11 protein-coding genes and 2 pseudogenes are annotated in these 13,941 nt (G+C 61.1%); 6 read left to right on the top strand and 7 right to left on the bottom strand.

What is annotated here, in order from left to right; translation table 11 throughout:
• Positions 1-206: 206 nt before the first annotated feature.
• The 7 genes and pseudogenes from KHO31_RS39940 to KHO31_RS37830 form a co-directional block, all read right to left on the bottom strand.
• On the bottom strand, positions 207-632 hold the full coding sequence (locus KHO31_RS39940) for an acetamidase/formamidase family protein (protein WP_328822753.1): 426 nt from the start codon (positions 630-632) through the stop codon (positions 207-209).
• Positions 572-1,078, bottom strand: coding sequence for a hypothetical protein (locus tag KHO31_RS37850; RefSeq protein WP_211625939.1), 507 nt, complete (start codon positions 1,076-1,078; stop codon positions 572-574). The genes KHO31_RS39940 and KHO31_RS37850 overlap by 61 nt, the downstream gene beginning before the upstream one ends.
• A gap of 23 nt (positions 1,079-1,101) precedes the next feature.
• Complete coding sequence (locus tag KHO31_RS37845; RefSeq protein WP_211625937.1) at positions 1,102-1,899, bottom strand: hypothetical protein; 798 nt, start codon at positions 1,897-1,899, stop codon at positions 1,102-1,104.
• A gap of 210 nt (positions 1,900-2,109) precedes the next feature.
• On the bottom strand, positions 2,110-3,894 hold the full coding sequence (locus KHO31_RS37840; RefSeq protein ID WP_201084300.1) for a SulP family inorganic anion transporter: 1,785 nt from the start codon (positions 3,892-3,894) through the stop codon (positions 2,110-2,112).
• A 632-nt stretch (positions 3,895-4,526) separates the two neighbouring features.
• A pseudogene (locus KHO31_RS37835) lies at positions 4,527-4,973 on the bottom strand (transposase); the annotation flags it as partial.
• A 179-nt stretch (positions 4,974-5,152) separates the two neighbouring features.
• Positions 5,153-5,380 (bottom strand): annotated as a pseudogene (locus KHO31_RS39660) (transposase); the annotation flags it as partial.
• Between the two features lie 262 nt (positions 5,381-5,642).
• Entirely contained in the window at positions 5,643-6,728 is a 1,086-nt protein-coding gene (locus KHO31_RS37830) for a helix-turn-helix domain-containing protein (protein WP_211625933.1), read from the bottom strand.
• Between the two features lie 356 nt (positions 6,729-7,084).
• Here KHO31_RS37830 and KHO31_RS37825 point away from each other — a divergent pair, with 356 nt between their 5' ends.
• The 6 genes from KHO31_RS37825 to KHO31_RS37800 all read left to right on the top strand — a co-directional run bounded on the left by KHO31_RS37825 (position 7,085) and on the right by KHO31_RS37800 (position 13,930).
• Complete coding sequence (locus KHO31_RS37825) at positions 7,085-8,395, top strand: Nramp family divalent metal transporter (protein ID WP_211625931.1); 1,311 nt, start codon at positions 7,085-7,087, stop codon at positions 8,393-8,395.
• Positions 8,396-8,641: 246 nt separating this feature from the next.
• A complete protein-coding gene (locus tag KHO31_RS37820; RefSeq protein ID WP_211625929.1) occupies positions 8,642-9,607 on the top strand; it encodes a LysR family transcriptional regulator in 966 nt (321 codons plus the stop codon).
• 171 nt (positions 9,608-9,778) lie between these two features.
• Positions 9,779-10,270: a cupin domain-containing protein gene (locus KHO31_RS37815; protein WP_211625926.1), complete on the top strand. Its 492-nt coding sequence runs from the start codon at positions 9,779-9,781 to the stop codon at positions 10,268-10,270.
• A 37-nt stretch (positions 10,271-10,307) separates the two neighbouring features.
• Positions 10,308-11,303, top strand: coding sequence for a hydroxyquinol 1,2-dioxygenase (locus KHO31_RS37810; protein ID WP_211625924.1), 996 nt, complete (start codon positions 10,308-10,310; stop codon positions 11,301-11,303).
• A 98-nt stretch (positions 11,304-11,401) separates the two neighbouring features.
• Complete coding sequence (locus KHO31_RS37805; protein ID WP_201084295.1) at positions 11,402-12,865, top strand: aldehyde dehydrogenase family protein; 1,464 nt, start codon at positions 11,402-11,404, stop codon at positions 12,863-12,865.
• Positions 12,866-12,871: 6 nt separating this feature from the next.
• A complete protein-coding gene (locus tag KHO31_RS37800) occupies positions 12,872-13,930 on the top strand; it encodes a maleylacetate reductase (protein ID WP_201084294.1) in 1,059 nt (352 codons plus the stop codon).
• The last annotated feature ends 11 nt before the right edge of the window (positions 13,931-13,941 follow it).

Genomic DNA, 13,941 nt, shown 5'->3' with positions numbered 1-13,941 from the left:
GAGGTTCACCTTCTCGTCGGCGTTGTGATAGCTGCGAAGGCAGTCAAACGCGCCGCTGGGGTCGGCGTCACGCGTCGCATTGTAATGCCATCGGGTTTCCACACAACCTGGGTCGAGTTCGGCCGAACGAATCGGACAGACATCGCTCGTACCGCCTCCGTCGCGACTCGGCAAGAGGGATAATCCGAGCAGAGCCGTTGCGGGAGTCACTCGAATATGATCCGGGGGAAGTAGAGGGAGACAATCCAGTTAGGCTGGTCGACGATCTCGCTGATGTGCAGGTCGGCGCAAACGCTGCATAGCAGGTAAGCATCGATTGCGCTGATGTGATGTTGTCGCGTCAAAATGTCGATCATTCCAGAGACGGCAGCCCGAGCACCTTCCGTCAGATCTGGACCAATGCCGGTGGTGGCCTCGTAGCCTTTCGTGTCGAGGTGACGGCTCACAGGGCCTGATGTGGTGAAGCGGGGAAACGTGAGGTTCGCCTTCTTGACCAGCTCGAATTTCGCGGCCAGTGCTACGGGGGAGCGTGCAAAAGTTGGGGAGGTGAATTTCGTCAGGCATCCCTTGCTTACGACATGACTGCACTGTGCGCTCGCCGGCGCCCGCCTGCCGACGTTTGCCCGATGCATTTCCCGTAACGCGAGTCGGCAATTTTGAGCGCCAGAATGCGATGGGACGAGAATTCCCCGTTCAGAACCGCGACTCTGACCTGTGCCATGCAGTGCGCCCCTTCGTCGGTCCAGCGCATCTGTCGCTTCTTGGCCATACGGTGGCTGACGACCTGGTTCACCGCGAACTCGGCAATGCTGCTGCTGATCGGGAGACCTTTGCGATGCCGGGCGCTGTAGTTGACCAACGTGTGCGCGTTGTTCCTCGGATAACTGGAGACGGTGTTCAGATTCCACCACAGCGTTTTGAATTCGTATCCCTCGCTCGCCAGCAGCCGACTGTCCAGTGCCTTGATCCGCTCCAAGGCCTGGCTGCCCTTGCCATGCCAGACCAACCACTTCGCGTGGGTGATTTCGGTCTCCACCGACTCCTGGTCCATCGAGTCGATCATCTTGCTGCCGAACACGGAACGCTGCGCCGCCTGGAACTTCATCGCGATGTGGAACCAGTCGAGGATCCGGCCGCGAGCCAGCTGACTGCCCTGTGCACATAGGCATAAAGTTTTGGAGGACCATCGGTGAACGTCGCCCGCCCGGCGACGATATTCACGTGGCGGCCAGGGCCACTCCCTGAGTCGCAATTACGCAACCACGCCGAGTCGACACTCACGGCCGCGACATGGCTGGATTCGCGAACCTGCACGTCCGCAACGGCTTGAAGTAGCTTCGCGATGTCACGTTCGATGTCAGCGTCGAGCTGTTTTCCAAGAGTGTGAATCCGATCCCTGGTGCCGCTGAACGAAATGCCCTTGTCCAGCGGGAGCACTTCCTTAAGCATGGCCGCGGCCTGCCGGTATGGCAGATGGACTGCCCACTTCGCGTGCAGATATTCCAGTTCCGGCGTGACGCGCGTGGTTAGGGTTTGGGACAAGGGATGCACCACACGCCGCGGCGTCCGCGCATTCCGCTGGCAAGCACACGACCAAAGCCGCGGACTCTTCACCATCACTTTGCCGTACACGGTGCGCAGCACCGTCGAGCGACTATCCTTATGACTCAAGGCCGCACCGCAGCTCCGACAATGGGTCTGGCCTGCGAGCCATGACTGCACCTGTTTCGAAATGAACTCGGCCTGCACCTTTGCAAGCAGCGACCGCCCTTCCGCGAGAGTCAGGCCCAGCTCGGCAAGACAGCAATCAGGACGCTCAATCACCGCCAGAACTCCGTCACCTTCCTCGACCGTATCATTGTCTCCGTCGGCCAACCTTGCTTCGATGATCAACCGCATGGCTTGCTCCCACCGTTGCGAGACTGATCAGCCTACTCCAGACGAAACCGATGCTGCTACCGGAAGCACAAGCAGCCCTCCTTGGGAGCCTCCCCAACTTTTGCACGCTCTCGACTTATGCGAATTGACGGTTTTATTTCGTTCGGACTGCAAGCAAAACTGTCACTACAACGGCGAATCGGTCCGATATTTCGAGGCTCCGTCGGTGACTTATTTAATGTGGCCTACGCCCGACGGCCCGGGGCCGGCATCGCCGCGATGCTCCTCGGCTGCAAGATTGCCGAGATGGTCATCGACCGCACTGCCTATCGTGGGATGGAATTGCGCGTCCCCGAGAAGGTCCGTCAATTCGAAGCGCGTGAGCTTGTCCCGCACAGGGTCCTTAAGCTCGGCGAAGTGCAACTCGATGCCACGCTTTCCCAACTCGCGGATCAACTCGCGAAGCATATCGGCCGATGTCACGTCCACGCTCGTCACCGGCTCTGCCGCCACGACCACTCTGCGCACGCGTGTCGGCGATTCCGCGATGGCCTGTGACAGACGCTCCTGAAACAGCTCGGCGTTGGCAAAGAAGAGCGGTGCATCCCAGCGGAACAGCACGAGACCGGGAATTTTTTCACCGTGTGGATAGCGCTCCAGGTCATGGTAGCCGCGCAAGCCGGGAACGCGCCCGAGAATCGCGAAATGTGGTCTCCAGCCATCCCACAGAAATTCAATGATCGCTATCGCCAGCGCAAGGCAGATACCGGGGATGGCGCCGAAGACAGCGACGCCTGACAGGCACGCGATGGATAGCCAGAATTCCCATTGCTGGATGCGGAAAATGCGCTTGAGGTCGTTGATCTCGAAGAGGCCGATGGCCGCGGCAATGACCACTGCTGCGAGCGCGCTGGTGGGCAGATAACGCAGCAGGTCCGGTGCCACCAGCAGCAGCGCCGCGACCGCCACGGCGCCTACGACGCCCGTCAACTGCGTCTTCGCGCCTGCGGCTTCCGCGACGGGGGTGCGGGAGGAGCTGCTGCTGATCGGGAAGCCGTGGAAGAGTCCCGCCGCAAGGTTGGCGACCCCCAGGCCGATCATCTCCTGGTTCGGATCGACCCGGCTGTTTGCGCGCGCAGCGAAGGTTCGCGACAGCACGCTGGTATCTGCGAAAGCGATGAGCGCGACCGCGCTGCCGCCGAGGACGATCTTGGCTAGGTCAGCGCCGCTTGCCCACGGCAGTGCGAACGCCGGTAGCCCCTGCGGAATCTTGCCGAGCACCTTGACGCCAAGACTGTCGAGGCCGAATACGCTGACACACAGCGTCGCCAGCACAACCGCGATAAGAATCCCCGGAAGCTTTTCGAAACGCTTCAGAAAGAGGATGAGTACGAGGCTTCCTGCGCCCACCGCGAAGCTGGTCCAGTTGGCCTTGCCCGCGGCTATAGCATGCGCAAGGCTGGTGAGATCCCGAAGCGGTCCTTGTTCCTCGATGGAGATGGCGAACAGCTTGGGCAACTGGCTGATCAGCACGGCGAGCGCAATGCCGTTCATGTAGCCGTAGCGGATCGGCTTGGACAGCAATTCCGTGATAAAGCCCAGACGTAAGATTCCCATCACGATGCAGACCACACCGGAGACGATGGCCATCATGCTGGCCACCGCGATCGCGCGAGAGGGATCGCCGGCGGCGACCTGCGCAACCACCGCCAATATGGGTGCGGCGAGCGCGGAGTCAGGCCCGAGCACCAATATTCGGCTGGGCCCGAATACCGCATAGGCGAGGAGCGGAACAATTGTCGCGTACAGGCCGCACACCCCCGGAACGCCCGACGCCTCCGCGTAAGCGATCCCGACCGGCACTAGCATCGTTGTCAGCACCAGCCCCGCGGCCAGATCCTTCGGCAGCCAGCTAGCCCGATACCCTTTGACGACCTGAATGCCGGGCAACGAGCGAACCCATCGTTGTGCGCGTCCTGCGTCGCGCTCCGAGTGGATGGGACTATCGGTTCGCATGATTCGTACCTCCAGACAATTGAGAGGCATGGATGGCGACAGTATGCTCTTTACCCTGCAGCCAGGATGGTACTTACTTGAACGGCGAGTTGAACCGACTCTGTGCCAGGCATCTTCCCGGACACCGTTATTCTTTGCCGGGTGTGTCCCGAAGGGAAATAGCTGACTGTACACCCCGAGGGGGCGGCCGTCAGCGCAAGGAGACGGCTGACTAGTTCCCTTTGAACGTGTCCGTTGAGCCAGGCAAGTGCCCTTCGGCTGCCTCGGCCGAGCATTCGCGGACAAGCCCATGCTCATGACCGTTGTACCTTGAGAGAGCTGCCGTTGGGGTCACGCCGGGTCGAAGGGCCGAAGTGAGTCGATTACCGCCGATTGCCTGGAGTGAGGAGAGCCGCGGCGGCTCAGTGCTCACCCGTTTTCCTGTCCAGCAACTGGTTGCGGGTTTCTGTTGATTACAATCGGAAGAACTGCGATGGCTGTTCGTGCGAAAGCAAAGCAAGGCACATCGCTGCAGAAAACGACAGATATTGCATATCGAATTCTACATAATCGTCAGGAATGCAAAAAAGAATGGGCGAACGCATGCATGGCGCGCTGCGCAATCAATGACGTTCCTGCCTGGCGATCACGACTTAGCGGTAGTGGCGCAGATTGATCATCGTGTAGGCCAGCGTCTTGAACGCGTAGTGCACCTCACTGACGCGTTCAAAGCGCAGCAGCAGGCGACGAAACTTGTCTTCCCAGGCGAACACGCGCTCAATGGTGCGGAAGCGCTCTTCGAAGATTGCCGGATTGAAGCGGCGCTTGCGACCGCACTTCGAGGTTTTGCGTGCACGCGGGTTCTCGGGAATGTTCGGAACCATGCCGCGATTGAAAATCGCCTTGCGGTTGTCCCTGCAGTCGTAGACGCCATCCAGACTGACGATGGTGCCTTGCAGATCCATGCCGATAGCGCGCGCCATCTGGCTGAGCCGGGGCAGCGCATCACGCAGCAGAGGCGATTCATTGCGGTTGCCAGCAGCGGTGACGAACGGCGCGATGACGTTGCAGTGGCGGTCGCACAAGGCCACCACCTTGTCTCCCTTGAGATGCTTGTGGCCGCTGTAGCCGAGGTTATCGCCGCTGTCGTCGTGCCATCGCCGTGAATCACCGTCAGATCAAGCAGTTGGTCGTCATGAAGGCTGCGAACCGAGCCGGCAAAAATGGCATCGATACAACCCACGGCCTGCCAGCGACGAAATGTCCGGTAGATCCGTGTGTAGTGAATCTCGGGCAGTCCTTGAGCATTCCTCTCGATCGGCAGCATCTTCCACTGGCATCCCATATAAAGCACCTGCAGGATGTAGTTAAAGATCCTGTGCAGCGACAGGGTCGGTGCAGGGCCGCGCCGGCCATGACCTTTGGCCAGATGCGGCAAGACAAACTGCTCGAACTGCGCTTCGCTAAATTTCGTTGGAATGGCCTGCCAGCATGGGTTTCCCGTCATTCACACGTCCGGAAATCTGGACTCTAACCTGACCGGGGCGGCCGCGCCGAAACCGACCCCGGCATGGCTTGCAGAAAAAAGGCGATGATCCCGAAAAACTAGCAACCAGTTGTCAGTAGCCCGCAGAAGCAGGGCGGTGTCGATTTCAGGCTCAGCTCCAGACCCGACACCGCCGTTATCCGCACGTGATGACGCGAAACGGCACCGTGATTTCGCGTACTCCGATCGCAGCTAACGATCCAAGCCGTTCAGCATTGCCGGTCTACGTGAAGCGCATCCGTTGCGCATGTCCACGCTGGAGCATCGGTGCATACGCGTGCAATTCGCTTGGCGCGATGTCGAAGGCCCGCCGGAATGCACGCGTAAAGGTCGACGCATCATTGAAACCCAAGCCGGAGGCAATGTCCTGGACCTCCATATGCGGAAAGCGCACCAGCTCATCGGCTGCCATGCGCAGCCTGCGGCTGCGGATATAGGAGGCCAGGCCGCCTTCATGCTCAAAAATCCGGTACACGCTGGCGCGCGAGAGATGCAGCGATGCCAACACGCTGTCAGCCGACAAATCCGGATCGTGCAGATGGGTCTCGACATGCCGCCGCACTTGTCCATAGACCGCTGCACGCACTGCCGCGCGGCCGTTGCCGGAAAGACCCGCCTCACGGCTGAACGCGGCGACGAGCAGCTCCACCGCGGTGAGAAAGGCGTGACGCGCTTCCTCCTTGGCCAGCCCGACGATTTGTCGATTGAGCGCTACCAGATGGTCGATCAGTAAGCGAGTCAACGGCGCGGTGGCGTGAATCCGGCGGCCATGCAGCGAGGCGGCATCAGGGAACGACTTTTCCACCAGGGCGCGCGGCACAAAAAGAAGCAACAACCGACCATGAAAACTCCGGATGGTGCACGGCTGATCCATGTCCAGCGCGAGGATACTTGGCACTTGCGGTATGTGTGATGCGTCGGGCGGTGTCTTGCCGCCCAGGAGCTGCCCAGGTGGCCCTTCAAGGAAGACGCTGAAAGTGAGGTCGCGAACGCTCTCGGTCGACACGCGACCCAACGACCGCACGGCCACGTTCGGCCCGGTGTGGAAGTCGAAGAAGCTCAGATTGTCGATCGTGTAACGGGACAGCGACGCATCGAACCTATCCTCAGCCTGCTTTGAGGAAGGCCGTATGTCGTAGACAGGACTCATGCGCTCCTGCCAGGCCAGGAAGCTTTGACGGGCGTCGCCTTGTACGCTGAAATTGCTGTGCACGATGCCGGGTGCGAGCCTCGGTGGCTCCGGCTGCAACAGCAAGCGGCCTGGCGGTATGGCAGTGGGTAGCGGGTCGTTGCTCGATGCAGTGCGCATTGCTGATTTTCGTCCAGTTCTGATCGGTCCGGTGCAGCTGGATTTTATGTTAAGCCACTAGCCCGCCTGAAGCGTGCCAGTGTGAAAACGATGACGAAAAGAGGTCTGACTACCTGTTTGAAATGCCTACGCTTACAAACCGGCCACAGCGGCGCGACCGCGCCGGCTTCTTTCTTCACCGTGACGAAGCTATGCGTGATTCGCTTATATACTGAGTCTGGTGCAATGTCGATTGCGGCTGTAGATAAGGAGTAACTTATGGACCTGACGCGACTCGCATTATCTCGCGCGATTAAGGTTTCTTCCGTCCCCGAGATACTTGCTTCACGCAGAATGAATGGTTAGTGGAGATATCCATGACCGGCATTGTCGACAGAAGGCGCCTCACTGATCGCACGACTGTTGCGATCCGCGACGTACTGTCCGGCAAACGGGGCGGGCTTCGCTCGGCGCTGCTGTTCGCGGGGCCCGCTGTGATCGCCTCGATTGCGTACATGGATCCGGGCAATATCGCGACCAATATCCAGGCAGGGTCACGGTTCGGTTATACCCTGCTGTGGGTCGTACTGTTGGCCAACCTGATCGCGATGCTGTTTCAGGCGCTTTCTGCGAAGCTCGGCATCGTCACAGGCCGCAATCTGGCCGAAGTGTGCCGGGAGCAGTTGCCGCGCAGAGCCGTCTACGTCATGTGGGGTGTTAGCGAGGTCGCCGCAATGGCGACTGACCTGGCAGAATTCCTGGGCGGGGCAATCGGCCTCGCACTACTGTTTAAAATGCCGTTGATGGCTGGCATGGCGGTTACCGCCGTGGTGACTTACGGCATCCTCGTCGTCGAAAAAGGGGGCTTCCGGCCCATTGAAATCATCATCGGTGCGCTCGTTGCCGTGATCGCCCTGTGCTATCTGATCGAGATGTTCATCGCACCGGTTTCGTGGGGGCAGGCCGGGCTGCACGCGATTCTGCCTTCAATACCGAATGGGGAGGCGCTGACCCTCTCCGTGGGCATTGTGGGCGCCACCGTTATGCCCCACGCGATCTATCTGCATTCCGGCCTCACACAGGGCCGGGCGCCGGCACGCGACGCAAGCGAGCACCGTGCCCTGCTGCGCTTCTCGAACCTGGAAGTTATCGTTGCGCTTTCCATCGCCGGCCTCGTGAACATGGCCATGGTCATGATGGCGAGTGCCGCATTCCATGCCGGCCACAGCGACGTCGCTGAAATCGAAACGGCCTACCATATCCTTACGCCGCTGCTCGGCGCCGGCGCAGCGGCCGTATTCCTCATCTCATTGATCAGTTCAGGCATTTCCAGCTCGGTTGTCGGCACGATGGCCGGCCAGATGATCATGCAGGGCTTCGTCGGCTTCCGGATTCCGATCTGGGCACGGCGCCTCGTGACCATGGTCCCGGCCTTCGTGGTGGTCGGCCTCGGGGTGAATGCGACCCAGGCGCTGGTGCTCAGTCAGGTCGTGCTTTCTTTCGCCTTGCCGATCCCGATGGTGGCCCTGGTTCTGTTCACACGCCGCAAGGACATCATGGGCGAGTTCGCCAACAGCCGGTTGGTGGACGTCGCAGCGATCGCCGGGACGGTGATCATCCTCGTACTCAATCTGGTTCTGCTGCTTCAGACCTTTGGCGTCAGTATCCCGCGACTGCCGGCAGGTTGAGTCGACGCGGTATGCCCTGTTTTGGCGTGTGCCTGTGTCCCCGTCGTTCTTTCATTGATCCTGCCCCGCAATTAAACAATGACAGCGGCTGCCCGCCATTCATCGATTCGCCGTTGCAGCAGGTGCAGGGCAATCACCGCAGAACCGCTGACCGTGCCAATGAGTGCTCGGTACGCAGAGTCGATCCGAAGGCTACACTGCCGTTGAGAAGGCAGGCTGCGGGCCACGGTGACCGAGGGAGACAATATGGACCTGTTCATGTCGATGGAAGCGTTCGTGCGGGCTGCGGAAGCGCAGAGCTTCGCCGGGGCGGCGCGCCAGCTAGGCGTCGCCAAATCGGTGGTGACCTCGCGCGTCAAGCAGCTCGAAGACCATTTCGGCGTGCCGCTTTTTCATCGGTCGACGCGTGCGGTGCGCCTGTCGGAACTCGGCGAAACGTACTACCGCGAGTGCGCCGAACTGGTCACCAAGGTCCAGGATCTGTCCGGCCGCTCGCGCGGCGATCCGCAAGCGCTCGCCGGGACCCTCAATATCCACGTGCTGCCGGGCTTCGCGCTGGGCCATTTTTCGCAAACGCTGATCGAATTCCGCGCTGCTTACCCACGCGTCGAATTCGTCGTGACCGTCAACGACCGGGTGATCGATCCGGTTCAGGAAGGCTTCGATCTGGCCTTGCAGATCTATCCGCCGGCGTCGAATCTGCTGGTGGAGCGGCGACTGTTTCCGGTGCGCGGCGTGCTGTGCGCAGCGCCCGGTTATCTTAAGGAAGAGCCGCTGATCGACACGCCGCTCGATCTGCTGCGACACGATTTCGCCCGTTACTCGTACTATCCATGGGGCGACAAGTGGCCGTTAATGCGCGGCAACGAATGCTTCGAAATCGCACTGAACCCGGTGCTCAAAACCAATAGCGTGCACCTGTTGCTGGAGTTCGCGCGGGCCGGTGCGGGTGTCGTCTATCTGCCGACCATGGTCGCCGCCGCCGACCTGCTGGAGCATCGCCTTGAACGGGTGCTTCCCGAGTACGCAGCGCCGCCGCTATGGCTGTCAGCTGTCTATCCCGCCTCGCACCGCTCGACCACCAAGGTCAAGGCTTTCGTTGACTTCCTGCGCGCCCGTTACCTGCGCGAGCCGCAATGGGACAAGGCGCTCGGCATTGCGCCGCCGGACGACGAGGCGAAGAGCGTCGGTGAAGAGCTGGCCGAAGACTGAAGGCCACTGGAGACCCGCCCGGGTTCTCCACCAGGTAATTTCCCTGGCACGATTTTGAAGTACCCATGGTTCTTGTTTTCCGACCCTCAGAACATTGCTGTTGCGCCCGCCGCCACTTAATCTTCGATCCATGCAACGCATTCGTGGATTCGTAGATAACTGGAGGAAGACATGCAACAGACCTGGTTCGGCAGCCTGGACAACTTTCGCAAGGGCTCCATCGAAATCATCAAGGGCAAACCGGAGCATTACGCGATGTCGAACGTGTTCGACGTAGCGAGCCGCGCCGCGCCCTACGAGAAAGTCGTCGTCGGCAAGAATCTCAAGTACGTGATCGAGACGCTGCGCGCGGAAGGCTCATCGCCGTGGTTCGCTGCTTCGCACGATGAGTTCGCGGTCGTCCTCGACGGCGAGATCGACGTCTATTTCATCAAGCCGTCGGATGGTCCGCTGGTCGATGCGCAAACCGAAGGTAGCGTGCGGCTGGAAGGCCAACCCTCAGGCCAGTCGATGGGCTATGTGCGGCTGCGTCGCGGCCACCAGGCGCTGCTGCCCGCCGGCGCGGCTTACCGCTTCGAAGCGGTGAAGAAGGGCGTGGTGCTCGTGCAGACGATCCTCGGGCGCTATTCGGTCGAGAAGTGGGCCGACATCTGCATCCACTGATTCCCTCTACACGATCGATCCTCTTCTGGAGCCCATCATGAACAAACCCAGCACACTGCAAAACGTCACCGCGAGCGAGGCCGACGCGGTGACCGGTTATCGCACGTTCCGCCTCGGTGATTTCGAATTCAGCCGCGACGCTTATTTCGCCACCGTCAAGTGGCCGGCCATAGGCCAGATCCGTTCACATCAGATGCACGCCGACGACTTTCTGCGCGCCATGATGCGAGATGTTGCGTGGGGCTTCTTCTACGGCTGGGTCAATTTCGACGAAGTGATCGGCACGCGCAATCACTACGGCAAGGTCGACATGTACGCCGGTGCGTACAACGCGAGCTTCAAGGAAGCGGGCGTCGATCACATGCAGCAGTTCGATACGCCGCTCATCATGGCGACCTTCAAGGCGATCCTGAACGACTGGGTCAACGAAGGCTTCGATCCGTTCGCCGCGCCTGAAGAAACCGGCTCCGCGTTCGGCACGAAACATGGCGACAACATCGCGGCCATCGAGCGCACGCGGATTGCCACCAAACGCATGTCGGGCCTCGAAGGCGATTCACCGTTGCGCGATGACCTGCCGGTCAACCGCCAGTTCGCCGACGTCGACCAGGACGAACCGGAGATTCACGCAGAGCCTGGCTTTGAGAACACATTACATGCGTTCAGCCTCTTCAAGTACCTGTCGCGCTCGGACGTGACGTGGAATCCGTCGGTCACCTCCGTGTGCCAGCAAAGCCTGTTCTGCCCGACCACCGAAGAGTTCGTTCTGCCGGTGTTTCATGGCAACGACCGCGTCGAGTGGTTCCTGCAACTGTCCGACCAGATCATCTGGGACGTCGGCGACAAGGACAGCGGCGAGCCGCGTGCCCGCATCACGATGAACGCGGGCGATATCGCCGCGATGCCGGCCGACATCCGTCACAAGGGCTACTCGCAGAAGCGTTCGATGCTGCTGGTGTGGGAGAACGCCACGCCTGATCTGCCGAAGCGCTACGAAAGCGGTGAACTGCCGCCGTATCCGATCCAGATCTAACTCTCCGGCAATTCCCTCCGATCGTCGATCGAACGGCGCCAGACCGCTGGCGTCGCGGGGGGATGTCACGTCCAAAGTTTTACTTGCATAGGACTGTCATGCAAACGCAACTCTTCATCGGCGGCCGCTTCGTGCCGGCTGCAAACGGCGAAACGCTCGCCTCCCTCAATCCGCACGACAACTCGGTGATTGCCGAAGTGGCGATGGCCGGACCTGCCGATGTCGATCGCGCCGTAGCGGCTGCGAAAGCGGCGTTTCCGAAGTGGAGCAATCTCGCCGCGATGGAGCGGGGGCGCTTGCTGCTCAAACTCGCCGATGCGATCGAAGCGAACGCCGACATGCTGGCGCGTCTCGAATCGCTCGACACGGGCCACCCGATTCGCGACACACGCAATCTCGATGTACCGCGCACCGCGGCCACGTTTCGCTATTTCGGCGGCATGGCCGACAAATTCGAGGGCTCGGTGATTCCAGTTGAGCAAGGCTTTCTGAACTACATGACACGCGAGCCGGTCGGCATCGTCGGTCAGGTGGTGCCGTGGAATTTTCCGCTGATGTTCACGAGCTGGAAGATGGCGCCTGCGCTCGCCGCAGGCAACTGCGTAATTATGAAACCCGCCGAACTTACGCCGCTGTCGAGTCTCGCTATTGCAGAACTGATGGCCGAAGTGGGGTTCCCGGAGGGTGTCGTCAATATTCTGCCAGGCTTGGGTCATGTGACCGGCCAGTACATTGCCGAGCATCCGGAGATCAGCAAGGTCGCCTTCACTGGTTCGACGGCCGTGGGCCGCAAGATCGTGCAGGCGTCGAGCGGCAATCTGAAGAAGGTGCAACTCGAACTTGGCGGCAAGGGCGCGAACATCGTGTTCGGCGACGCGAATATCGATGCTGTCGTGCAAGGCTCCGCGTTCGCGATTTTCCACAACCAGGGGCAGGCGTGCATCGCCGGCTCGCGGATGATCGTGCACGAATCGATCGCAGATGAAGTGCTCGAGAAGTTCACTGCGTTGAGCCGCACGATCCGGATCGGCAATCCGCTCGACCCGCTGACTGAAATGGGACCGCTGACATCGCGCCAGCATCGCGACCGCGTGCTGTCGTTCGTCGACGTCGCGCGCGAGCAAGGTGGTCGCGTGCTCGCGGGCGGCAAGGCGCCAGACGACGCAGCGCTGGCGAATGGCTGTTACGTCGAGCCGACCATCGTTGAAGCGAAGCCGGAGGACCGGGTATCGCAGGAAGAGGTGTTCGGGCCGTTCATGACCGTTACCCGATTCCGTACCGACGAAGAAGCGTTGGCGATTGCGAACGGCACCGAGTACGGTCTTGGCGCGGGTCTCTGGACCCGTGATCTCCAACGCGCGCATCTGGTGGCCCGCGAGATTCGCGCCGGCATGGTGTGGATCAACTGCTACAAGCGCGTGAGCCCCGCGTCGCCGTTCGGCGGTGTCGGCGCGAGCGGCTATGGCCGCGAGATGGGTTTCGAAGCGATGCGCGAATACACGCAGCCCAAGTCGGTCTGGGTCAACGTGGATGCGCAGATTCCGCCTTACTACCCGCGCTGAACCGCCATGGAACCGTTCATCTATAACGGCTTGCCGTCGCGTGTGATTTTCGGCGCGGGCAGTCTCGACCAGATCGACCGCGAGATCGGCTTGCTCGGCGCCACACGGGCGATCGTGCTGTCCACGCCGCAACAGCGAGCGCAGGCCGAAGCGTTGGCCGCAAGTCTTGGCTCGCGAGCCGCAGGCGTCTACGCCGAAGCGGTGATGCACGTGCCGGTCGAAACCGCTCGCGCGGCGCGTGACTTTGCTGCGAGCGTCGGTGCCGATTGTGCAATTGCAATAGGCGGCGGTTCGACGACCGGTCTCGGCAAGGCGATCGCGCTTGAAACCTCGCTGCCGATCATCGCGATTCCGACCACCTACGCGGGGTCCGAAATGACGCCGATCTACGGCCTCACCGAAGGCGGCGTCAAGAAGACCGGCCGCGATCTGCGCGTACTGCCGAAGACGGTGATTTACGACCCATCGTTGACTACGTCGCTGCCGCCCGCGTTGTCGCTCACGAGCGGCATCAACGCAATCGCGCACGCGGCGGAGGGGCTCTACGCGCAGGACGCGAATCCGATCATCGCGCTGATGGCGGAAGAGGGCATTCGCGCGCTTGGCCAGGGCTTGCCTCGCGTGATGCAACAGCCCGGCGATCTCGACGCGCGTGGTGACTGCCTCTACGGCGCATGGTTGTGCGGCGCGGTACTCGGCAGCGTCGGCATGGCGCTGCATCACAAGCTGTGTCACACGCTTGGCGGCACGTTCAATCTGCCGCACGCGGAGACACACACGATCGTGCTGCCCCATGTGCTCGCGTACAACCGCGATGCCGCACCCGAAGCGATGCGACGTATCGCGCGCGCGTTGCAAGCAGACGATGCCGCGCAGGGCGTGTTCGATCTCGCCCGTGATCACGGCGCGCCCACCGCACTGAAAGACATTGGTGTGAGCGCAACCGATCTCGACGTCGCGCTCGATCTCGCGTTGAAGAACCCGTACTGGAATCCGCGGCCGGTCGAGCGAACGCCGCTACGTGCGTTGCTGGAAGCTGCTTTCGAAGGCAGACGGCCGGATTAGCGCGAACGCCC

Source organism: Paraburkholderia domus, from assembly GCF_905220705.1.
In the GTDB taxonomy this organism is placed as follows: Bacteria; Pseudomonadota; Gammaproteobacteria; order Burkholderiales; family Burkholderiaceae; genus Paraburkholderia; species Paraburkholderia domus.
The sequence above is the reverse complement of the archived record's forward strand: the minus strand, read 5'-3'. Positions and strand labels throughout refer to the sequence as shown.